This is a genomic window from Methylomonas sp. MgM2 (genome assembly GCF_054172045.1).
On sequence record NZ_JBSYXO010000006.1, the window covers coordinates 97,873 to 118,779 of the forward strand.

Sequence of the window (20,907 nt, forward strand, 5' to 3'; positions counted from 1 at the left end):
GTTAGCTGTAGGTTAAACATTTACTTCAAAGCCAAGATCAACATCGCATGCAGCCTGACCACCCCGTATTCCCCAATTTTCGGCGGAAATTTCACGCAGCATGATTTTTGTGTGATTAGCGGGAATACCAGACTGAGACAGATTGTTAACGATGGCTTTGTATAGGTTCCGCTTTGCTTCAAGCGATCTACCCGCGAAACAATCAATACTTATATGTGTGTAATACTCTGGCTTTTCTCGGTCTGGCGGGCATTGAAACCTATGCGGTTCATGTACGAGCAACCGCACATTCCTGTCGCCTGGAAGTATTTTGAAAGCCTCCCGCAGTGCGGCATGAACGGCCTCCATTATTTCAGATTCAATTTCTGGTGAGTATTGCTGACGTACTTCTATAAGTGCGCTTGGCATTTTTAGTCCTAAAACAGCTAATGTTTGAATTAAGGTGCTGGCGGTAACCGGTCCCGTTTGAATGATGAGCTAGGCTCATTTCTGAATGCGAGCCATGACCACATGATACCTGCCTGGCGATTGATCGGTTGGGCAGACTCTGTCCGCACATATAGGACTTCTTTGAGGCCGTCCCGTCTGGCGAGTTCTATTGTTTCCTCGGCAGTAACCTCAAATGCTCGCCTGCCCGCTGGAGTCGGCCCATGTCGCAAAGACATAATAAGCAAAGCACCGGGCTTGAGCAACGCCGCAATATTTGACATGGCGTGCTTACGTTCATTCTCTGCAAGATGTGCCCACACTGCTGTAACCAGTGCAATATCGAAAACTTCTTTGCGAGCCATGGTCTTGAGTAGCATTGGCAGACTATCGTCAAGCCACTCGATCCGGTTTGAAGAATGGAGTCTGGCGCCTGCTTCTCGAAGTGGGTCTGTTGGCTCTACTGCTAGGATGCAATGTCCTTTCTTCGCGAGCCACGCGGCGTCAATCCCTGTACCGGCACCTAAATCCAAAATCTTGCTTGCCTTTGTCGGTAGCAAGTGGAGCACTGCTTTGTATTTCTCGGTGAAAGGAACGCCTTCGTATAGGGAGATGAGTGACTCCGCATCTTCGGCATAACCCTCAGTTCCAGGAACAAACTTTGACAGTGTAAGGGCGGACATTTGCGGGCCTACGCTACGAATTAGACGGTTAACGGCATATCTGGCGGGTTGTTAATTTTCTATATTTAGCACTTCAAGCGATCTATATTTAGCGGTCAATATTGCTAATATCCTGCATCAAATAGTCAATTTGAAGCCTTACTCATGTCTATGCAACTGTTTTTCAATACCCTATTCAAAGGTAAATATAGTCAAACCATATTTCTATAATACTGAAAACAACATCTTTAGACTAAGCAGAATCAGCAGTAATGCAAAGATTTTTTTTAAAGACGCGACTGGTATTTTGTGAGCCAGCCGAGCTCCGTAAGGTGCTGTAATGAAGCTTGCCGCAGAAATTAGAAGTACGGCTGGAGCGTAAACAAACCCGAACGTATATTCGCTTCCCGATGTCACCGTCCAGCCATTGATGACATAGCCTGCGGTGCCGGCGATGGATATGGGGAAGCCTATTGCGGCAGATGTTCCAATGGCTTTCTTGATATCGACATTTTGCCAAACAAGATATGGAACGGTTAAAGAACCACCTCCGATTGATACCAGCGCAGAGACTGCGCCAATACCGGAACCGACACATAACAACCCGACACTGCCTGCCAGTTTTCTACTGGCTTTTGGTTTCTTGTCCAAAAACATTTGGCTTGAAACGTAGGCCATGAATAATGAAAAAAACAAGGCAAGATAAAGTGGGCGGGTATTGACTGCTATAAATGTGGCCACAAATGTCCCCAGGATGATGCCAAGCGACATAATTTTAACGATATTCCAAACGACAGCACCTTTTGCATTATGCGCTCTCACACTTGACAAAGAAGTAACAATGATTGACGCCATCGATGTTCCCAATGCCAAATGAATCACTTTTTCAACCGGAATACCTTGATAAATAAAGATTGTCGTTAAGACGGGTACCATAATCCCGCCACCACCAATACCTAGGAGCCCGGCCATAAATCCGACGAATGCCCCAAGCACTAAAAAAGATAAAACCCACTGTGTTTCCAACAACATCATATAGTTCTGCTGTTAAAGCCCAACGTAATGCTAACCGGCGCACAGATAAAATCAATGTCGCCGTAATCGCAACCGCACTGGCTCAGCAACGCGGTGATTTGGCCACGGTGGTGAGTCTTGTGGATCAATAAGGTGGTCAATATGGTTGCCACCTCCAATACCCTGTCCTGCCCGGTGGAGAGGCTGCGGAAAGCGATGCGCCGTTGTAAATCGTCGGTTTGCAAGCCTTGAATCCAATCCAGCAAAACTTGGTCGCAATCGATTTGCGCCGCCCGCAATTCGGCGAAATCGGCGTAAAGCTCCAAGTCCAAGCGTTGATAAGGCACCGGGCGCCCTTGTAAGCGGGCGAGCCAGACGCGATCGCCCAACAGCAAGTGGTTCCAGGTGCCGTGGATGGAACCAAAAAATACGCCGCGCTCCCGTTTGCGTTCCCCGTCCGCCAAAGTGAAGCAGGCGTCATATAGTCGTTGATTCACCCACTGGCTGTAACGCGCCTGTAACAGCAAATTCTCCAGCAAATTCATAAGATTCCTCCGCACTCTCGTTCTATGGTTCGCCGAAAGGCCTGTTGCAAGTGGAGGAATACCGGTCCGGGGCAACTAGGCAATGCACGGCAATCAACACTAGCTACCGGTATCAGTTCCGCGCCGGTGCCGGTCAAAAAGCATTCGTCGGCAGCGTACAGGTCGTACACGCCCAACGGCTGTTCACCGGTTTCAAGACCGTCGGCTTCCGCCGATTCCAACACCAAATCGCGGGTGATGCCTTCCAGCGCGCCCTCGCTACAAGGCGGCGTCAACAATCGCCCGTTTCTAACGATAAACACATTGTCGGCGGTACCTTCGGCCACCCGGCCTTGGGCGTTGAGCAGTATCGCTTCGTCGGCTCCGGCATGGTTGGCCTCGATTTTGGCCAGAATGTGGTTCATATAATTCAAGCTTTTGATGCGCGGATCCAGGCCGTCGGCCGGCAAGCGGCGCACCGACGACACAATCAGCCGAGCGCCGGCCTGCTGGTGGCCGACGGCTATCATCGTCAATTGGTCGGCGATGGCAATAACGTTGGGCTGCGAACAACTCTTGGGATTCAAGCCCAACGGTCCGGCTCCGCGCGTCACCATCAGACGAATATAACCGTCGCCGTCGGCGAAGGCAGCGATCAGCTGTTCGATAGCCGCCGTCAATTCGGCTATCGAGAATGGTATTTCCAGCGCAATCGCCCGCGCCGACAGTTGTAGACGCCGCAAATGCCGTTGCAGCCGAAATGCCTGGCGCCGGTAAAAGCGTATGCCTTCGAAAACGCCGTCGCCATACAGCAAACCGTGGTCGTTGACGGGGATAAGCGCTTGCCCGGTAGGCAACAGTTGGCCGTTCAACCAGGTTATCGAATGGATAGTCATCAAATTCTCCTGTAAATTTAGCGGTGGTATGAAGGTTTTCTGGCAGCCAAGACGCAGGCGACGACCAGTGCGGCGGTTGCCAGCTGTTCAATCTCGACGCGTTCACCGATTAACGCCGCACCGGCGGCCATGCTGAGAAACGGCTGCAGTAATTGCAGTTGGCCGATCCGCGCGGTACCGCCCAGCGCCAGGCCACGATACCAGGCAAAAAAAGCTAGATACATGCTGATTACGCTGACGTAGGCGAAGCCCAACAAACTCGGCCAGCTGACCAGCTCGAAGTGCGGCGGCGCAGTGTTCACCACCCACGGCAACAACAGCGGCGCAGTTATCAACAACGCCCAACTGATGGTCTGCCAAGCACCCAGCTGTTTTGCCAAACGTGCACCTTCGGCGTAACCGTAGGCTACGCAAGCGATGGCGGCCAGTAGATACAGATCGGCTTGTTGCAGTCTGGTTTCCCCGGACAGGTAGACGAAGACCAAAATAGCCGCGCTACCCAATGCCGTTGCCAGCCAGAACGGCCATGCCGGCCGCTCACCCGACAACAGCACGCCGAAACCGGCGGTCAACAACGGCGTCAGGCCGACCACCACGGCAGCATGCACCGCCGACACCTGTTGCAAAGCCAATGCCGACAGCAGCGGAAAGCCGATCACTACTCCGGCAGCGGTTGCAGCCAGCCTGAGCCATTGGCTGCCCCTGGGCAAGCGACCGCCGCGCCACCACAACACCAATGCCGCCAGCAATGAAGCTGCAACCGCCCGGCCCAGGCCAACGAAAACCGGATCGAGTTCCGCCACTGCCATTCGGGTTGCCGGCAAGGTCAGGCTAAAACCGAGAATGCCGGCGCAGCCGAACCAATAACCGCGCTTGAGCTCGGAAGTTTGGAGAAACGTCGTAGGGCTTTGGTCGCCAGCGGCAAGCGCAGCGCGGTTAAACATGCGGGATTTCATAGCCTTGTCCTGTTTGATTGAAGGCGTCACTTTAGACTATGATCAGGCAACCGATACAGATGCACAATCTGTAAATTATATCGATACAATTTTGACTCAAATTGAATTGTATCCATCGCCAAATGCCGAAACTGTATTGTAAACACCATGACCTTACGCTACGAAAACCTAGCCGAACATTTGCTTAACGCCATTGCGCAGAATCTGTACCGGCCGGGAGAACGCCTGCCCAGCGTGCGCCGGCTCAGCCACCAACATCAGGTCAGCACGGCAACCGCGGTGAGCGCATTGCGGCTGTTGGAGGATCAGGGCCACCTTGAAGCCAGGCAACGCTCGGGCTATTACGTCAGGCCGCGCCCGCGCTGTTCGCTACCGGAACCGGCAATTTCCACACCGCCACGTGAACCGACCTTGGTAACGGGGCAGGAATTGGTGTTGCGCTTGATCAAAGCCGCCAATAATCCGAAGATCGTGCAGTTGGGTGCAGCCGTGCCGGCGCCGTCGTTTTTGCCGACGCAAAGGTTGGCGCAAATGTCGGCCAGCGTCGCCCGGTTTTACCGCCAACGCATCTCCAATTACGAATTTCCGCCGGGCACGCCGGAATTGCGACGGCAAATCGCCCGGCGCATGTCGGAACAGGGCTGCCCGGTCGATCCCAGTGACATCTTAATCACCAACGGCTGCCAGGAAGCAATGTCGCTGGCATTGAGAGCGGTGACCGGGCCGGGCGACATTGTCGCCGTCGAATCGCCGACCTTTTACGGACTGTTGCAAATCATTGAATCACTGTCCCTACGCGCGATCGAAATTCCGACCCATCCGCGCGACGGCATCGCGCTGGATGCGCTGCAATTGGCCTGCGAGCAATGGCCGATCAAGGCCTGCATCGTGGTTCCCAACTACAGCAACCCTTTGGGTTATTGCATGAGCGATGCACGCAAACGCGCGCTGATGGAACTAGTCAACCGCAACCGAATTGCGCTAATCGAGGACGACGTTTATGGAGATCTGGGTTTTGGTATGCAACGGCCGTCAACGGTGAAAAGTTGGGATAGCGAGAGACGGGTATTGTATTGTTCGTCGTTCTCCAAATCGTTGAGTCCGGGTTTGCGCGTGGGTTGGCTGGTGGCCGGGCCTCACTTGGAACAAACCGAATATCTGAAATACGTCAGCAATCTGGCGACGCCGACCCACGCGCAATTGACGGCCGCGGAAATGCTGGCAAAGGGCGGTTACGAACGGCATCTACGCCAGGCGCGCAACCAATACCGGCAAGCAGTGGATAGGATGACCGCGGCCATCGGCGCTTATTTTCCACCGGGTACCCGCGTCACCCAGCCGGAAGGCGGCTTCGTAATCTGGGTGGAGTTGCCGGAAAGTGTCGATGCAACGGCGCTGAGCCGGCTCGCCTTGGCGCAGGGCATCAGCATCGCGCCCGGCCCGATTTTCTCGGCCACGCAAAAATACCGGAACTTTATTCGCCTAAATTGTGCGGTGGATTGGGACGAGCGGGTAGACCATGCGCTGGTAAGATTGGGACAGATGGTAGAAGAGCGATAGTCCGGATCGTATTTGCCGAGTAGACTGCGCCATCAATTTAAGAGCTTTAACAAACGCCAGCCGAGTGCCGTGGCCTAGTATCCTATTACAGCCTTTAAGCCTGTTCTTTACGCTCTCAACGCGACAAATTCACCCCTGAGCATTCCGACGACTTGTCCTGCGTGCTCCAACTCCGATAGGACGGTAATTCTGGCCTTTCCTTTGCGCTCCAACATCCGCGTAAACTTCAGCCAGTCATCTTCGTGTTCCAGCAATGCCTGTGCTGTAAATTCGCCGAATATTGGCTTGTCGTACTACATGGTATTACGCTGGATGACTAAGCGGGCTTCAATACCACTTCCTCGCAGTCGTGTATGTAACAAAGACCATACAGCGAGAATCGCTAGTGCCGACGCGCTCCCGCCAAATACGGTTTCCCGATGATTAATATTCGGCGCTAACGACGCTTGCAAGACAGCGGTTTCCGCATTCGCCGACACGACGACTACACCCATCGCTTTCGACAGAGGAATGTGTTTGTGAAGGTACTGTTCAAGTTCAGTTAGTGACAATTTTTTCTCCGTTCATGGTATCAAACGCTAGGCGTCAACTTGTAGGCTCCACGCCGCTGTTGGCCCGTATTTGACCACCTTCGGCTCGCGCCTTCAATGCATGGTTCATCGCTTCAAAACCGCTTTTTGTGCCTCGATCCAAACTTCGGCGCATAATCCCCACCAAAATCCCGCCAAACCGTTCGTTCTGAATAAAACGAACCTTGTTCTCGCCAAGCGACTCGATCACAAAGCAATGTTCGCCATCAAAGAGACCGAGAAACAAAAAACGGCCTAACCAGCGAATCTCTCGCGTAGGTTGAACTGTAAGGACGACAGGCGAAAACCGCATGGCCTTGCCACCATCTGGCTGTACGACAATCTGAAGCCGCCCGCCTTGCCGAAGCATTCCGACCGCAGATCTGACGAACGGGTTCCATTGCGGATATGACGCCAAATCCGACAACACCGCCCAAACCCTGTCCGCGGAGGCATCTATTTCAATTTCCGTATGGAGATAATGTGTAAACATAAATTTCATTCGTTGTTCAAAACAAAAAACCGCATTTGCTGCCGGTTTTGGAATTTAGCAAAAATCAGTCCAACTACATGCGCTTTATATCCGATTTATGCAACTGGCTCACTTCTTATAAACAATCAAATCACTGGTTCAACTAACCAGTCAATTTGACTTCAATTTTTACAGCTAATCGCAATTTCGTCATCAGCTGCAAAAGCCTTTCTCAAATTAGCCTTCACAATGATGACCATCCCAACCGGAGGTCATTATGGAACCCGTTGCCATCCCCCAATCGATAGACGATCCGATCCACATTTTATTGTGGAGTGCGGATGAGATCGTGCCGTTTATGGTCAGCATGCTGACCGGCATGTTGATCGATCAGTTCATTCCCGGATTGGCTTTAGGCCTCATCGCAGTCAAATTCTACCGGCGTTTTCGCGATAACCGGCCCGACGGCTACACCTTGCATGCGCTGTATTGGCTGGGGTTGTTGCCCAGTCGCGCCCAGACCATCCCCAATCCCTACATCCGCGGGTTTCTGCCATGAGATGGTCGGAGTTTCTGCAGACCTGGGACGGGCATGAGACCGAGAACCGGTTTAGTCGCGTCGTCATCATTGGTTTGTTAGTCATTTGCGTGATCACCTCGCTAGCCGCCTGGCGCACCGAGCGCAGCATCATCCTGGTGCCCCCTACCCTCACCCAGGAAGTCGAAGTCACACGTAGTAGCGCTTCGAGTGAGTTCAAAGAGTCCTGGGGCTTGTTTCTGGCAGAGTTGCTCGGCAACACCACCCCAGCCAACGCCGATTTCCTGAAGACCGCGATCGAGCCCTTGTTGGCGCCGGATATTTACCGCAGTGTCCTCGATGCCATGGCCGATCAAATCAAGGCCATCAAGATGGATCGGGTGGCGATCAGCTTCACGCCGCGTCACGTCGATTACGAAACCGCGACCAATAAAGTCTTTGTCAGCGGTGAATTGAAAAGCCAAGGCCCCAGTTCCAAACCCGACGTCAAGCCCCGCACCTACGAATTCATCATTGCCATCAAGAACTACCGGCCACGTCTGGAGTTCATCGATGTCTACCCCGATTCGCCCAGAACCTTGGATCGTTTGAAAGCGACCCAAGGTCAAACCCGCGAGACTCAACCATGAAACGATCATGTTTGCCATTTTGGTTACTGCTGACGGTAAGCACTTCTTTGTCTGCCGAGGAATTACCGGTTACCGTTTTGCCACCGGTCACCACAGTCGCAAAGCCTTTGTCCACATCAGATGCTGCCATGGATCAAACTACGGATTTCGGCATCGAACTGCCGCCGGTGGATGTGAGTGTATTGCAAGCGGCAAACCGACAGGCCGCTGCCACAGCGACAACGTCCGTCGCGCCGCAACACATTCAAGTTAAACCCGGCATCAACGAACTGATGCCGATTGCGGTCGGCCATTTGAACCGCTTGGTCACACCGTTCGAACATCCAGTGGTCACGACCACTAGCCAAGCGACCACCAGTACCAAGGGTAAAATCGTTTACGTCGCTACCGCCGACGAAACGCCAGTGACCTTATACATCACGCCCGGCGACAAGCAGGACATCGCCTTGTCGCTAACCTTGATTCCCAAACGCATTCCAGCCCGGGAAATCCATCTCAGTCTGGACCAGGACGATTACAAATTACTGAGCAAACTGCAATCGACAAGCACCTCTTCCGGCAACATCGGCGTTCAGCAACAGGCCTACATTGCCCACATTAAATCGCTGTTCCGCGACCTGGGTCTGCAAAAGACACCACCAGGCTTTTCGCTGCGCGATCCCAGCCAGGGCGAACAGATTCGGTGTTTGCAAGATCGAGTGCAGATCAAAACCGGTCAGGTATTGGAAGGTCACGACATGTTGATCCTGGTCGGTGTGGCCCGTAACACCGGCATGCAGCCTCTGGAGTTTGACGAGCGCTCTTGTGCGACGACTAAAAACGAGGTGCTGGCCGTTGCCGCTTGGCCCAAAGTCGTGCTAGGACAAAACGAATCGACCGAACTCTATGTGGCGATCAGACAGACTCCGGAAGCCTCATCGGCGCTCAGGCCGTCATTGCTCAATGGGAGTCAACCCTGATGGCTGGCATACAAAACGGCTGGTGGTCACGTTTAAGTCCTACCGCCAAGCGCAATGTGGCGGTGGGCAGTATCGGCACCGTGCTATTGGCGATCATCATTGCGCTGGCCTCGGTGTCGCCGGAGATTGCCAAGCCGACCAGTAAACAAGCAACCATCCAGCATATCCTGACCGACAGCGATCCGCGCTCATTGGGCATCGACGGCATTTCCGCCCAACTGCGCGATCTCTTGCAAAAGCACGAAGAGCAGGGGCGGCGTTTGGCTGCGATAGAGGAACAACAAAAACGCGAACAGCAATCCGACGAACTGCGCTTCAAGCAATGGACCATGGCGGAGCGGGAGGCCTATGAAGCCAAACTCAAAGCCGTGACCGGTGAAGTCGAGTCGTTGAAGAATAAACCGGCTTCGCTGCCATCCACAACGGGTGTGGACCCTAATGTACTCTCTGACAATAGCACGCATCAGCCCGATTATGCGCGACGGCCTTATTCCTCCACCCGGCTTAATAGCGCTCAAGACGATCTGAACAACGTCTTTGAACAAGCCGCGATTCCTGCACCGACGACTGGCAACGCCGGTATCTCGGGCGGACGGTCCGGGGCAAACCCACAAATGCCAGCTACCATGCAGATCCGCGTCATCAAGGAAGAAAAACCGGCTACCGACACCAAAGTGGTAGGTGAAAACGGCGCAGCACAAGGTTCACACAGCGATGTTTTCATCCCCGCCGGCAGCATCCTTAGCGGTGTTTTATTGAACGGCCTGGATGCCCCGACCGGCAAAAAGGCCAAGAAAGAACCGATGCCGGTGCTGTTTCGGATCAAGAAGGAAGCCATTCTACCTAACCGCTTCCACGCCGATGTGCGCGAATGTTTTCTATTGGCCGCCGGTTTTGGCGACTTGAGTGCCGAACGCGCCTATTTTCGTGGCGAGACGTTTTCTTGCGTACGCCAAGACGGTGGCGTGATCGAAGTGCCGATGAATGCGTATGCCACCGGCGAAGACGGCAAAAACGGGGTGCGCGGTCGCGTCGTTTCCAAACAAGGCGCCCTACTCGCCCAATCGATGATGGCAGGATTTTTACGAGGCTTTTCCGATGCCTTCGGCCGCAACCAGATTCCGGTGTTGATGACCGGCGGTCTAGGCGGTCTGTCCGGTACCACGCCCTTCCAAAGTGCCTTTTCCTCACAATCCATGGAAGGTGGCGCCTTGAAAGGTGCCGGCTATGCCATGGAACGGCTATCGCATTTTTACATGGACATGGCCGAGGAGATTTACCCGGTCATCGAAGTCGATGTTACTCGCCAGGTCAATTTCATCGTGCAGAAAGGCACGGCCTTGAAACTGAAAACCCCAAGCTGATTATTCAACCCATGATCCGGAACAAAAAGATGAACCTACGCCAGACCCGATTACTATTGTCATTGCTGATATTTGCTTCCGCAGCATTCGCTACTACTCCACCCAAACCGAATGCATCCGACATTGCCGCCAGTTTGTTGTCGATCAACATTGACGGCATGCAGGATTTGCCGATTACCGGCTTGAAAATGGTCAAGACTGGCAATCAAACCGTGTTCATGTCCAGTAACGGCCGCTTTGCCTTTTACGGTGGCAAGCTGATGGATGTTTGGACTCAACAAGAAATCAAGGATCTACCCGACATCGACCAAATCGCCAACCGCATCGATCTATCCAAGATGAAACTGAACGTCGACGACTTGGGACCGGTCACTGTCGGTCAGGGTAAAGAAGCGGTATTGATTTTCATCGACCCACGTTGCCCGTATTGCGGCAAGGTCATGAAAGACCTGCAAGCCTTGCAGGACAAATACACCTTCAAACTGGTCATGGTACCGATCCTGGGGCCCGAATCCCAAAATATCGTCGTACAACTGACCTGTCAATTGGGTTCATCGGGTGCCAAAGCTAAGGCCGCCGTTCGCGATCGCCTGTTGAAACAAGATTACGCCGGCTTACCGACCGAACAGCCCACACCATGTAATAAAGAGCCGTTACAGAAAGCCATCGTCACGGCCAAACTTTTTGGCCTACCAGGCGTACCGTTTCTGATTGCCCCGGATGGTCGGACGCATATTGGCGCTCCGGACGTCTTGGCCGATTGGTTGGCCGACAAACCCAATGCCGTATCCACCACAACCACATCTGAACCTACGAAAGCGGAGAAAAAGCCGTGAAACGATATTGCCAATTTCCATTACTCTTTTCCAGCTTGATGTCGGTATTCGTCTCAGGCTGCGCAACTCAATACGGCTGTAAAGGCATGCCGGATGAGCCACAGTGTTTGTCGACCACACAGGCCTATCAAGTCACCAATCCGGCCTTGGTGGAGCCAACAGTCGAACAGGATGAACGCGCAGAACTTGATCGAACCGTATCCGATCCGAACATCCCAGTGCAACAACCGATGCCGAAAATCGACGACCCCACGCCGATTCGGACCCCGTCGCAGGTCATGCGCATCTGGATCGCGCCGTGGGAAGATGCCGAAGGCGATCTGATGGTATCGAACTATGTCTACACCGAACTGGAATCACGCCGCTGGATGATAGGCAAGTCGGCGCCGACCTTGAATCCGTCATTGATTCCGCTGCAGATTGAGCAACGGCCGCCTGCAACACGCCAGATATCGGATAACGATGATGTGGAATCTCGCGGTTTGCCAGCCACGCTGAACAATCCTGCCGCTAACCACTAAATTCATCACCGCCGGTGCTGTTTGGACCGGCGAGTCTTGGCGGGCGACCGCTGTTGTTGAGCCGGAGCACGCTTCCGAGATCGGACGGGTAACCGTCTTCATTCAACTTTGAGGTCGTTTTCATGAAGGTGTCTTATCGAACCGGGGTTCTAGTCGCCCTAGCTTCCTTGTTTTTTGTATTGTTGGCACCCGACGCCATGGCCGGTGCCGGCGGCACCGAGTTCAACAACGTCTGGACCTTGCTGACCGGCTGGGTCGAAGGCTTGTTGGGTCGGATTATCGCCATTGTATTCGTGATTGTCGGTCTGGTCGCTGGTGTAGTGCGAGGCAGCATCATGGGCTTCGTGCTGGGGATTGCCAGCGGCGTCGGCCTGTTTGCTGCGCCGACCATTATCACCAATATCGTCACCGCGACACTATAGGGTCCGTTATGAACCACATCACCGGACCACAGCCCAGTACCGAGACCACGGCAGGCAACCGCCGTATCACGACTACGCCAAACGAGCAGCGCACCGTCCTGGTTCAGGCCGCCGACGGCAAACCGATCAATCCATGCCATCCAGCGCGGGCGCGGGAGTTGTTGCGTAAAAAGCGCGCGATGCGCGTCAGCCGCCATCCTTTCACGATCCGCCTATTGGCTCAACACCAGGCTGAATCCGTGCAATGTCTGTATGACCAGGAGCCAACATGAAACCATCCCGTCTGCATACCGCCGACACGCTTTTTTCCGCCTTGGCTTATGACAGCGATCACCATCTGTTTTTGTCAGCCGATCGCAGCATCGGCTTTGGCTTTATCTGTCGTCCGCTGACGGGGGCCGATCAGAGCGTGTCTGCTCGCGTGAATGTGTTGCTGAATCAGGATTGGCCGACCGAGACCTTGCTGCAGGTTAGTCTTTGGACTTCGCCGGATATCGAAGAAGCGCTGGCGGTCATGCAAACCCGTCGATTGAAACAGCAAAAACCGACCTATAAAGCCATGACCGGAGCCAGCGTCGAATTCCTGCGCCAAGGTACCACCAAACCACCTGAAGCGATTTCCGGTGCAAGGCTACGACGCAGTCATGTTCTGGTCACGGTGAAATTACCGTTGGACAATCCTAGGCCTAGTGAAGCGGAAATCCGTCGAGCCACTGAATTACAACTGGCAACGCAGCAATCGTTGTCGACCATCGGTCTTTATCCGGAGGTATTGGATGCCGATCAGTATGTACGAGTGCTCAATACCCTGCTGAACTGGAACGCCGATGCCGGCTGGAAAGATCGCGTGGTACCGGAATGTGATCCCACGCAACTGATTCGCAACCAATTACTAGACTATGACAATGCCTTACAGACTGACGAAAAAGGCATCTGGCTAGGGTCAAAACGAGTAAAAACCCTGTCGGCCAAACGCACACCGAACCATTTTTACTTTGGTAGCGCCAAGAGTTATCTGGGCGATATTTTGTCCGGTACCCGCGGTATACGCCAAAATGCGCTGATCAGTCTAACGTTGCACTATCCCGACGCCGAATCGACACGCACTCGGCAGGAAGGGGTACGGCAATTCATTACCAACCAGGTCAATACGCCGATTGCCCGGTTTTTACCGGTGCTGGTGCAGCGTAAACATCATTTCGACGTGCTATTCGAAGCCTATGGCGATGGCGATCGGCCGATTCGCAGTTATTTCGGTGTGCTGTTGTTCTGTGAAGAAGCTGAACAAGCGGCGGCGGTATCCAATGCCCGAGTGTATTTTCGGGAATTGGGTTTTCAGCTGCTGGAAGACAAGTATTTCTGCTTGCCGTTTTTCCTGAACTGTTTGCCGTTCGGACCCGAACGTTTGGCGATTGCCGATCTGAAACGCTACCGCACCCTGGCCACGCGGCATGCCATTCCGTTATTGCCGCTATTCGGCGATTGGGCCGGCACCGGCACGCCGACTCTGAATTTCGTGTCGCGTAACGGTGAACACATGGCGGTGTCGTTGTTCGACACCACCGGTAACTACAACCTGTGTATCGCCGCCGAATCCGGTAAGGGCAAATCCTTTCTGACCAACGAAATCATCGTCAGCTACCTGACCGAAGGCGCACAAATCTGGGCCATCGATGTCGGCCGCTCCTATGAAAACCTGTGCGAAGTGCTGGAAGGCGATTTCGTCAAATTCACCCACGGTTCGGGGATTTGCATGAACCCGTTCGAGATCGTGCAAAACTTCGAGGAGGAAGCCGACATGTTGGCCGGTTTGGTCAGCCAAATGGCGGCGCCAACCGAGAAACTCACCGACTTTCAAACCGCAGGTCTTAAGCGGATATTGAAGCAACTGTGGACCGAAAAAGCTCAGGCCATGTCGGTGGACGACATTGCAAAATGCCTTTGTACCGAAGCCGATCAACGCTTGAAGGATGTCGGCGAGCAACTGTTTCCCTTTACCACCCGCGGTGAGTACGGTCGCTATTTCAACGGCAAGAACAACGCCAAATTTGCCAGAGACTTTACGGTATTGGAGTTGGAAGAGCTCAAGGGCCGCAAGCATCTGCAACAGGTCGTCTTACTGCAGCTGATTTACCAGATCCAGCAGGAAATGTATCTCGGCGAACGCAACCGGCCCAAGATCGTCATCATCGACGAAGCCTGGGATTTGCTCACCGAAGGCGATGTGGCCAAGTTCATGGAACACGGTTACCGCCGGTTTCGTAAATACGGCGGTGCGGCGGTGACCATCACCCAGTCGGTCAACGACCTGTACCGCAATGCCGCTGGCCGCGCCATCGTCGAGAACTCTGCGAATATGTATCTGCTCGGTCAAAAAGCCGAAGTCATCGAAGGTATGAAGCAGGACCGGCGCTTGCCGTTATCGGACGGTGGCTATGAGCTGTTAAAAACCGTGCACACCCTGCCAGGCGCTTACTCGGAAATCTTCTTCATTACCGAAATGGGTTCCGGTATTGGCCGTCTGATCGTCGATCCGTTCAAACGCATTCTGTTCTCCACCAAACCGGAAGACGTGCAGGCCCTGAAACAACTGCGCCGGCAAGGACTGAGTCTGGCCGACGCCATTCAACAGCTGATCGACAGCCGCCAATCCAAATCACGGGAGTTCACCCATGGACGCTAAAGCGCAATGGCTCGCTACTGTGTTGATCGCCGCCTGTTTGGGTGGCATCGGCGGGTGGTTTACTGCCCATCAGCAATTACAGGAACCACTGGCACGCCTGAATTTGGTAACACCAGTGTTCGTCCTCGACAGAGCCCAGCTGATTCAGTCGATACCGCCTAATGCCAGCCAGAAACAGATGACCCAGATCGTCGATGACTGGCAAGCCCAAGCCAAGAAACTCAGTGATGCAGGCTATCTGGTCATCGATTCCACGGCGGTGGTCGCGGCGCCTCAAGACATCTATATCCAACACCAAGGACGGTGAGAGTATGAATGGTACCTCCACACCATCGAAACCCAGCAAGCTACGTCCTTGTCAAACCAAAGCCGCTCTGGGCTGGTTCTTGCTGAAGGCCTTGCCGATCCTGATTTTGATATTGGCCGTCGAACGATACCTGGGCCAACGTTTCCTGATCGGCGGCGACGATCAAGTCGATCGCTGTTTACCGGACAAGTGGATCTATCTGATCGACACCCACAATAAAGACATCTGGCGCGGCGATTTGATGGCGTTTCGTGCCGAGCGTATGGCGCCCTATTTCAAGGATGGTCAAATCATCGTCAAAATCGCCGCCGGCGTCACCGGCGATCATATTCAGGTCGACAGTCGACAAACCAGCGTCAACGGTTCCTCGATCATCGAAGGCTTGCCGTTAGCGGAAAAACTCAAAAAGCCAGCCGCTAGCTTCAAACGCAATGAAACCATTCCGCCGGCAGCCTATTGGGTAACCGGACAAACGGATAAGAGTTTCGATTCGCGCTACTGGGGCTATGTCTACGATCATCAAGTGATTGGGCGGGCTTATGCGCTGTTTTGAGTTTTTGTCCCATCGCCCACGCCAAATCGTGTTTATTTGCTTGGCGAATGTGTTACTGATCGCGTCGGTGCATGCTGAGGAGGCATGGTTATCCCGATCGCAACGGATTCTTCATGCCTTGGAGGGTCAAGACACGCCGGTCTGGCTGAATGGCAATCCTTATCAACTGGAAGCAAACCGGCAAGCCATGGAGCTGATGCAAAACGCGAAAGCCATACCATCGATTTCCGCATCCTCAAACCCACTCGACAAAACGCTAGGACCTAATCCTGGCAAACCGCTCAAACTGGTGTTCGTTTCGTTCTCGCTCGGCGATACCGCATTGAAAGGCCTCTTCGATGAGGCATCGGGACAGGACGATGTGTTGCTGGTGTTTCGAGGCCCCAAACCCGGTCAAAAACTCCCTGCCCTGTTTGCCGATTTGAAACGACTGCTGAAAGACGTCGATCCCGTGCCCAACATCGTCATCGATCCGGTGCGCTTTCAAAAATGGGCGGTGTCGTCGGTGCCGGCAATGGTTGTGGAATCGGATGGCAAGGCGTTTCTGCAAGTCAGAGGCGTCAGCAGTTTGAGCTGGCTGGATGAAAAATTCAAAGCCGGTACTAGCGGCGATTTAGGCCGATTGGGCGAAGTCTACGACATAGCCGAAATCGATCTGCTAGAAGAAATCAAACGCCGGATGGCAGCGATCGACTGGAAACAAAAGCAGCGGCAGGCCATCGCTCGATTCTGGGATCAGCAAAAATTCGAAGTGTTGCCAGTCGCGCCGGAAGATCGTGAGCGAGTGATCGATATGACTGTCACCTCGCCGCGTAATCTGACTGCGCCGAATGGTCAGCTCATCGTCCGAGCCGGACAAACCATCAATCCGTTGGACAAGATACCGTTTGGTTTATGCCTGAAGGTGTTCGATGCCACGGTTCCGGCTCAAGTCGAGCTGATTCGGCAGCAGACCTGCCAGGACAAAAGAGCCCTCGTGATGTATCTGACAACGTCGGTGTCACGTCAAGAGGGCTGGGACGCGTTGAAAGCATTGGAAACTTCGCTGAATTCACCGGTGTACTTGTTGACGCCAGATGTGCGTAGCCGATTTCAATTAAAGCATGTACCGAGCCTGGTCGAACAAACCGGCAATCGTCTGGTCGTCCACGAACGCAAGCTACCGGCTGCAACAGCGGGAGGCGAGTCATGAAAGTCCTATCTCGATTATCTATCGTAACCTTGTGTTGGTCATGGCTTTTGCTGTCGGCCGTTGGTCACGCCGAAACCACCAGCAACGCCATCGATCCACTGTGTGCCGATGCCGAACTGTGGTCGGGCAAGCTGATCACCGATATTTGCTGGAGTTGTCTGTTTCCGATTCGGGCGGCCGGGGCGTCTCTGGGCGGTGGCAACGTACCCAGTATCGCCACCGATGAGAAGTTTTGCTTCTGTACCGATCCGATGGGGATTCCCGAGTTGGGCATGACCATGGGGCTTTGGAATCCGGCCCGACTGATCGAGATCGTCCGTAACCCCTGGTGTTCGCCGGCACTGGGCGGCCATAAAATCAGCGAGTCGAATCTGCGACTGATTGCCACCACCGGCAAGGCCGACTTCGATGCCAGCGAGATGTCGTTTTTCAATTACCACTATTTCGCATTTCCGCTGACCATTCTACTGGATCTGTTCTGGGATGGCCGCTGTAACAGCGATGGCTATCGCGACTTCGATTTGTTGTATGTCTCGGAACTGGATCCGACCTGGAATAGTGATTTGTTGGCTTTCTTCACCAGTCCGGAAACGGCCTTGTTTGCCAACCCGGTGGCGATTTCGGCCTGTGTCGCCGATGCCGCGGCGGCAGCTACCGGCAATCCTTTGGATACCTTGTTCTGGTGTGCGGGCGCCTGGGGCCATATGTATCCCTTATCCGGCATTTCGCCGACCAGTTACGGTACCGATCCGCGTATCACCAGTTTGTTGGCCACGCGCGCCACGGCCGCTTTGCATCGGCGGGGCCTGGCCTGGAAAACCTCCGGCAACGATGCCTTATGCGGCGGCACCATCTATCCCTTCATCCCCAAGTCGCAATATCGGTTATCGATGTTTTATCCGGTCGCAGAAACCGAGTCCAATCATGTCATTGGCGAAACCACCTTCAAATGGGGTGCAGGCCGCACTTATCCAGGGCCGGGCGAAGATCATCTATATCTGCTTTGGTCTTGGCGTGACTGTTGCGTGGGGTTATGATGAATCTCAGTACCTTATTCGCGCCGCATCGCGGGTTTACCCAAGCCCTGGCCGCCGTGTTATGCGTGACTCTGGCCTGGACGCCCTATGGCATTTCGTGGGCGGATGCCATTCAGGCCGCCGGCAATAACGGTCAGCAATTGGGCCAGGAAATCATTGGCGGGTTTGAATTCCCCATCGATACCGGCAGCGGTTCGCTGACCTTGAATCCAGGCACGTCTCAGGAAAGCGCCATTTCGATCGGCACCTTGTTTCCGGATACGACTAATGCCACGACGACCACCAGCGATTTTGCTAATCTGTATGGCGACAATCCTGGCACCCTCGCCGCGGGACTGGATGCCCAGACCAGCTTGAACGGCGAAAGCAGTTTGACCGGCGAAGCCTATCGCACCTTGATCGACAATGCCCATCAGTCGCACCCGGATTTACAGAGCGATCCGATCTGGCAAAGCGGTGATCAGGTGTTTACTGACTTCACGCCTTGGGCGCAGTCGTTCTCGGACTGCACGACCACCACGACCCAAACCGAAACCCAACAGTCCGTGCGCATTCCGGATTATCAGTTATGCCTGCGGCAACCGGCGGTACCGCAAAATTGTACCGCCTCCCACCAAGTCAGTGTCGAACCCTTGATCCGCTTCGTCAGCGGCGACGGTGGCTTATCCAGTTGCGGGCCGGGGTGTCTGGATTTATACGTCGGTCGGGTCGGTAACGATTACTGGGAATCGGATTGCGGGCTATTCACTTGGCAAGTCCAGTATGAGGTCTTGCACCCGGAAACCATCACCAGCGCCACTTTGGAGTACGTCAAATACGACGACCACACGCGGGTCTATTACGACAATCAACTGATCTACACCGGTCGCAGCGGTTGGTCGGGACCATGTGAGCTTTATACCAGTTGGGAGGAAACGCCCAATACCGATGTGCTCTATGCCTTCAATAGTAGCGGAACCAAGGTGTTCAAGGAAGAAACCCTGGTTTCCGGACGAGGTGAAGGCTATTCGCGGATTCGGTTGCGCTACGACTTATCCAAGTTGATCACCCAGGATCAATGGAGCTGGAGCGGACCGAATTGCCAGAATCTGGCCTATGCCATTACCGATGGGATTTGCCAGGCGGGCAGCCAGTTGAGCTGCACCAACGACCCCGCCAATGCCTCGGGCTGCTATGTCGATCCGACTTCGCAAGTCATGGTCTGCGATTCGGATTTAATCCAAGCCCCTGTCGCCGCTTCTGCAGGCATTCGCAATACCTGTATGAGTATCCAGGCCGCTGGAAACTGCGATTTGAATCAATACGGCCAATGCTGGACCGATACGGCTGGCACGCATTGTTTGGAACCGCCGGCGAGCGGCACACCCGAAAAGACTTGCGAATCGTTGGAAACACGAGGCTGTTCGTTCATAAAAAGCCAATGTACCAGCGTATTGGCCTCCGGCACCTGTTGGGACAGCATCGATACCTACGATTGCGGTCAAACCGTCGGCATTCCCGGTATCCAGAGCAGTACCCAGCAGCAGTGCGCCGGACCGATTCGTTGTATGGGCGAAGATTGCATCACGGTGAATCGGACCCAAAGTCAGGATTTCAGCAAGGCCGTCGCCTTATTGAACAGCGCCCAGCAAATGGCGATGGATTTGCATTGCGACTATGCCAATGCCGATCTGCAACAGAAGGATCCCACCACCTGTGAAGTCTTCCAAGGCAAACCCGCCAGTTGCAAAATGGTTGGCGGCGCCCTCAGTCTGGTTGACTGCTGTGAGACGCCTGAGGGGGCCATGGGATTGGGTCGCTATATCGATTTACTACTGGCGACCAGTCAAATGGACAGTGCAGTCATGGCGATGGATAGTACTTCCATCGTTCGTGGCGCCTGGGAAACCATGCGGACACCGTTTACTTTGGCCGGCGATGCCTGGAATAGCTTTCAGGCGGATTTTGCCTCGACGGTGAATGACCTGGTCGGTACCGACATGCTCAGTACCAGCGACATCGCCTCGCAAGGCTTGCTCGATTCACTCAAAGGTGAATTGATGAAGTCGGTGGCGGAATGGATCGGCCAGACATTTGGCGAAGCGGCTGGCAATGCCTTGTTCAGTGCCGGCGGCCAGGCAGCTTTCGACTCGGCCGGTAATTTAACCCCGGCGGCCGAATCGGGTGGCGTCGAGTTGGGTGGCGGTGCCGCAGTCGCCGGCGAACTGCTCAGTACCTTGATGACGGCGTATACCGTGGTGATGATCATCATCATGATTATCCAGATCGTCTATTCCTGCGAGGAACCAGAATATGAACTGGCCGCCAAGAAACAGCTGAAAGTCTGTACGGACCTTGGCACCTATTGCGAAAGCAAGGTCGCTGGCGTGTGCTGGGTGCGCAAGGAAAGTTATTGCTGCTACAACTCGCCTCTTGCTCGTATCCTCAACGAACAAATCAAACCGCAACTGGGCATGGATTTTGGCACGCCGGAAAGTCCGAGTTGTACCGGAATCAAGGTTGCAGACCTGGACCAGGTGGACTGGACTCAAGTCAATCTGGACGAGTGGCTGGGCATTCTGGCTCAGACAGGACATTTACCAACGGCCGCCAATGCTGCGTCCATGCTGAATCTGGATCAACTGACTGGAACGGGTAGCCGACTGAATCCTCAGAAATACGGCGCTTCGACCACCAGTCGTCAGGAGACCTTAACCCGCACCCAAGGCCGAATGACCGATCTGGACGTACCCACGGTCAAACGGCAGTCGGAACTGGAGGGCTGGAGCATGGGGCCGCAATGATGTG

Annotated in this window: 22 protein-coding genes and 1 pseudogene; 15 read left to right on the forward strand and 8 right to left on the reverse strand. The window is 54.1% G+C overall.

Annotation, left to right across the window (positions count from 1 at the left end):
* Nucleotides 1-12: 12 nt before the first annotated feature.
* The 6 genes from ACW73I_RS06970 to ACW73I_RS06995 all read right to left on the reverse strand — a co-directional run bounded on the left by ACW73I_RS06970 (nucleotide 13) and on the right by ACW73I_RS06995 (nucleotide 4,466).
* Entirely contained in the window at nucleotides 13-408 is a 396-nt protein-coding gene (locus ACW73I_RS06970; RefSeq protein WP_458028518.1) for a tautomerase family protein, read from the reverse strand.
* 29 nt (nucleotides 409-437) lie between these two features.
* Nucleotides 438-1,109: a class I SAM-dependent methyltransferase gene (locus tag ACW73I_RS06975; RefSeq protein WP_458028519.1), complete on the reverse strand. Its 672-nt coding sequence runs from the start codon at nucleotides 1,107-1,109 to the stop codon at nucleotides 438-440.
* A 204-nt stretch (nucleotides 1,110-1,313) separates the two neighbouring features.
* Complete coding sequence (locus ACW73I_RS06980) at nucleotides 1,314-2,123, reverse strand: sulfite exporter TauE/SafE family protein (RefSeq protein ID WP_458028520.1); 810 nt, start codon at nucleotides 2,121-2,123, stop codon at nucleotides 1,314-1,316.
* Nucleotides 2,120-2,647: a DinB family protein gene (locus ACW73I_RS06985; protein WP_458028521.1), complete on the reverse strand. Its 528-nt coding sequence runs from the start codon at nucleotides 2,645-2,647 to the stop codon at nucleotides 2,120-2,122. Before ACW73I_RS06985 ends, ACW73I_RS06980 begins: the two co-directional genes overlap by 4 nt.
* Nucleotides 2,644-3,522, reverse strand: a complete 879-nt coding sequence (gene ilvE, locus ACW73I_RS06990; RefSeq protein WP_458028522.1) for a branched-chain-amino-acid transaminase — start codon at nucleotides 3,520-3,522, stop codon at nucleotides 2,644-2,646. The genes ACW73I_RS06985 and ilvE overlap by 4 nt, the downstream gene beginning before the upstream one ends.
* 17 nt (nucleotides 3,523-3,539) lie before the next feature.
* On the reverse strand, nucleotides 3,540-4,466 hold the full coding sequence (locus ACW73I_RS06995) for a DMT family transporter (RefSeq protein WP_458028523.1): 927 nt from the start codon (nucleotides 4,464-4,466) through the stop codon (nucleotides 3,540-3,542).
* 159 nt (nucleotides 4,467-4,625) lie between these two features.
* On the opposite strand from ACW73I_RS06995, the gene ACW73I_RS07000 reads away from it, so the two are divergent.
* The gene (locus ACW73I_RS07000; protein WP_458028524.1) at nucleotides 4,626-6,038 is read left to right on the forward strand and encodes an aminotransferase-like domain-containing protein; all 1,413 of its coding nucleotides are present in this window, start codon (nucleotides 4,626-4,628) and stop codon (nucleotides 6,036-6,038) included.
* Between the two features lie 107 nt (nucleotides 6,039-6,145).
* Here ACW73I_RS07000 and ACW73I_RS07005 read toward each other — a convergent pair.
* Nucleotides 6,146-6,589, reverse strand: a pseudogene (locus ACW73I_RS07005) (YiiD C-terminal domain-containing protein).
* 34 nt (nucleotides 6,590-6,623) lie between these two features.
* A complete protein-coding gene (locus tag ACW73I_RS07010) occupies nucleotides 6,624-7,109 on the reverse strand; it encodes an SRPBCC family protein (protein WP_458028525.1) in 486 nt (161 codons plus the stop codon).
* Nucleotides 7,110-7,356: 247 nt separating this feature from the next.
* Here ACW73I_RS07010 and traL point away from each other — a divergent pair, with 247 nt between their 5' ends.
* The 14 genes from traL (at nucleotide 7,357) to traN (ending at nucleotide 20,903) form a co-directional block, all read left to right on the forward strand.
* Complete coding sequence (gene traL / locus ACW73I_RS07015; RefSeq protein WP_458028526.1) at nucleotides 7,357-7,638, forward strand: type IV conjugative transfer system protein TraL; 282 nt, start codon at nucleotides 7,357-7,359, stop codon at nucleotides 7,636-7,638.
* Nucleotides 7,635-8,246 (forward strand): TraE/TraK family type IV conjugative transfer system protein, encoded by a 612-nt coding sequence (locus ACW73I_RS07020; protein ID WP_458028527.1) that lies wholly within the window; start codon nucleotides 7,635-7,637, stop codon nucleotides 8,244-8,246. Before traL ends, ACW73I_RS07020 begins: the two co-directional genes overlap by 4 nt.
* Entirely contained in the window at nucleotides 8,243-9,205 is a 963-nt protein-coding gene (locus ACW73I_RS07025) for a TraK protein (protein WP_458028528.1), read from the forward strand. The genes ACW73I_RS07020 and ACW73I_RS07025 overlap by 4 nt, the downstream gene beginning before the upstream one ends.
* Nucleotides 9,205-10,569, forward strand: a complete 1,365-nt coding sequence (locus tag ACW73I_RS07030) for a TrbI/VirB10 family protein (protein WP_458028529.1) — start codon at nucleotides 9,205-9,207, stop codon at nucleotides 10,567-10,569. Before ACW73I_RS07025 ends, ACW73I_RS07030 begins: the two co-directional genes overlap by 1 nt.
* Nucleotides 10,570-10,598: 29 nt before the next feature.
* The gene (locus ACW73I_RS07035) at nucleotides 10,599-11,405 is read left to right on the forward strand and encodes a DsbC family protein (protein ID WP_458028530.1); all 807 of its coding nucleotides are present in this window, start codon (nucleotides 10,599-10,601) and stop codon (nucleotides 11,403-11,405) included.
* Entirely contained in the window at nucleotides 11,402-11,926 is a 525-nt protein-coding gene (locus ACW73I_RS07040) for a TraV family lipoprotein (protein WP_458028531.1), read from the forward strand. Before ACW73I_RS07035 ends, ACW73I_RS07040 begins: the two co-directional genes overlap by 4 nt.
* A gap of 122 nt (nucleotides 11,927-12,048) precedes the next feature.
* Entirely contained in the window at nucleotides 12,049-12,348 is a 300-nt protein-coding gene (traA, locus tag ACW73I_RS07045) for a TraA family conjugative transfer protein (RefSeq protein WP_026601817.1), read from the forward strand.
* An 8-nt stretch (nucleotides 12,349-12,356) separates the two neighbouring features.
* A complete protein-coding gene (locus ACW73I_RS07050) occupies nucleotides 12,357-12,620 on the forward strand; it encodes an RRXRR domain-containing protein (protein ID WP_458028532.1) in 264 nt (87 codons plus the stop codon).
* Entirely contained in the window at nucleotides 12,617-15,031 is a 2,415-nt protein-coding gene (gene traC / locus ACW73I_RS07055; protein ID WP_458028533.1) for a type IV secretion system protein TraC, read from the forward strand. The genes ACW73I_RS07050 and traC overlap by 4 nt, the downstream gene beginning before the upstream one ends.
* Nucleotides 15,021-15,338, forward strand: coding sequence for a hypothetical protein (locus ACW73I_RS07060; RefSeq protein WP_458028534.1), 318 nt, complete (start codon nucleotides 15,021-15,023; stop codon nucleotides 15,336-15,338). Before traC ends, ACW73I_RS07060 begins: the two co-directional genes overlap by 11 nt.
* Before the next feature lie 4 nt (nucleotides 15,339-15,342).
* Complete coding sequence (lepB, locus tag ACW73I_RS07065; protein ID WP_458028535.1) at nucleotides 15,343-15,891, forward strand: signal peptidase I; 549 nt, start codon at nucleotides 15,343-15,345, stop codon at nucleotides 15,889-15,891.
* Entirely contained in the window at nucleotides 15,878-17,083 is a 1,206-nt protein-coding gene (locus ACW73I_RS07070; protein ID WP_458028536.1) for a TrbC family F-type conjugative pilus assembly protein, read from the forward strand. Before lepB ends, ACW73I_RS07070 begins: the two co-directional genes overlap by 14 nt.
* Nucleotides 17,080-18,120, forward strand: coding sequence for a TraU family protein (locus ACW73I_RS07075; protein WP_458028537.1), 1,041 nt, complete (start codon nucleotides 17,080-17,082; stop codon nucleotides 18,118-18,120). Before ACW73I_RS07070 ends, ACW73I_RS07075 begins: the two co-directional genes overlap by 4 nt.
* On the forward strand, nucleotides 18,117-20,903 hold the full coding sequence (gene traN / locus ACW73I_RS07080; RefSeq protein ID WP_458028538.1) for a conjugal transfer mating pair stabilization protein TraN: 2,787 nt from the start codon (nucleotides 18,117-18,119) through the stop codon (nucleotides 20,901-20,903). Before ACW73I_RS07075 ends, traN begins: the two co-directional genes overlap by 4 nt.
* Nucleotides 20,904-20,907 lie beyond the last annotated feature (4 nt).

Excerpts from the sequence above, each read along its gene's own strand:
- ACW73I_RS06970 (WP_458028518.1), bottom strand. The coding sequence starts at position 408 with ATGCCAAGCGCACTTATAGAAGTACGTCAGCAATACTCACCAGAAATT.
- ACW73I_RS06975 (WP_458028519.1), bottom strand. The coding sequence starts at position 1,109 with ATGTCCGCCCTTACACTGTCAAAGTTTGTTCCTGGAACTGAGGGTTAT.
- ACW73I_RS06980 (WP_458028520.1), bottom strand. The coding sequence starts at position 2,123 with ATGATGTTGTTGGAAACACAGTGGGTTTTATCTTTTTTAGTGCTTGGG.
- ACW73I_RS06985 (WP_458028521.1), bottom strand. The coding sequence starts at position 2,647 with ATGAATTTGCTGGAGAATTTGCTGTTACAGGCGCGTTACAGCCAGTGG.
- ilvE (WP_458028522.1), bottom strand. The coding sequence starts at position 3,522 with ATGACTATCCATTCGATAACCTGGTTGAACGGCCAACTGTTGCCTACC.
- ACW73I_RS06995 (WP_458028523.1), bottom strand. The coding sequence starts at position 4,466 with ATGTTTAACCGCGCTGCGCTTGCCGCTGGCGACCAAAGCCCTACGACG.
- ACW73I_RS07000 (WP_458028524.1), top strand. The coding sequence starts at position 4,626 with ATGACCTTACGCTACGAAAACCTAGCCGAACATTTGCTTAACGCCATT.
- ACW73I_RS07010 (WP_458028525.1), bottom strand. The coding sequence starts at position 7,109 with ATGAAATTTATGTTTACACATTATCTCCATACGGAAATTGAAATAGAT.
- traL (WP_458028526.1), top strand. The coding sequence starts at position 7,357 with ATGGAACCCGTTGCCATCCCCCAATCGATAGACGATCCGATCCACATT.
- ACW73I_RS07020 (WP_458028527.1), top strand. The coding sequence starts at position 7,635 with ATGAGATGGTCGGAGTTTCTGCAGACCTGGGACGGGCATGAGACCGAG.
- ACW73I_RS07025 (WP_458028528.1), top strand. The coding sequence starts at position 8,243 with ATGAAACGATCATGTTTGCCATTTTGGTTACTGCTGACGGTAAGCACT.
- ACW73I_RS07030 (WP_458028529.1), top strand. The coding sequence starts at position 9,205 with ATGGCTGGCATACAAAACGGCTGGTGGTCACGTTTAAGTCCTACCGCC.
- ACW73I_RS07035 (WP_458028530.1), top strand. The coding sequence starts at position 10,599 with ATGAACCTACGCCAGACCCGATTACTATTGTCATTGCTGATATTTGCT.
- traA (WP_026601817.1), top strand. The coding sequence starts at position 12,049 with ATGAAGGTGTCTTATCGAACCGGGGTTCTAGTCGCCCTAGCTTCCTTG.
- ACW73I_RS07050 (WP_458028532.1), top strand. The coding sequence starts at position 12,357 with ATGAACCACATCACCGGACCACAGCCCAGTACCGAGACCACGGCAGGC.
- traC (WP_458028533.1), top strand. The coding sequence starts at position 12,617 with ATGAAACCATCCCGTCTGCATACCGCCGACACGCTTTTTTCCGCCTTG.
- ACW73I_RS07060 (WP_458028534.1), top strand. The coding sequence starts at position 15,021 with ATGGACGCTAAAGCGCAATGGCTCGCTACTGTGTTGATCGCCGCCTGT.
- lepB (WP_458028535.1), top strand. The coding sequence starts at position 15,343 with ATGAATGGTACCTCCACACCATCGAAACCCAGCAAGCTACGTCCTTGT.
- ACW73I_RS07070 (WP_458028536.1), top strand. The coding sequence starts at position 15,878 with ATGCGCTGTTTTGAGTTTTTGTCCCATCGCCCACGCCAAATCGTGTTT.
- ACW73I_RS07075 (WP_458028537.1), top strand. The coding sequence starts at position 17,080 with ATGAAAGTCCTATCTCGATTATCTATCGTAACCTTGTGTTGGTCATGG.
- traN (WP_458028538.1), top strand. The coding sequence starts at position 18,117 with ATGATGAATCTCAGTACCTTATTCGCGCCGCATCGCGGGTTTACCCAA.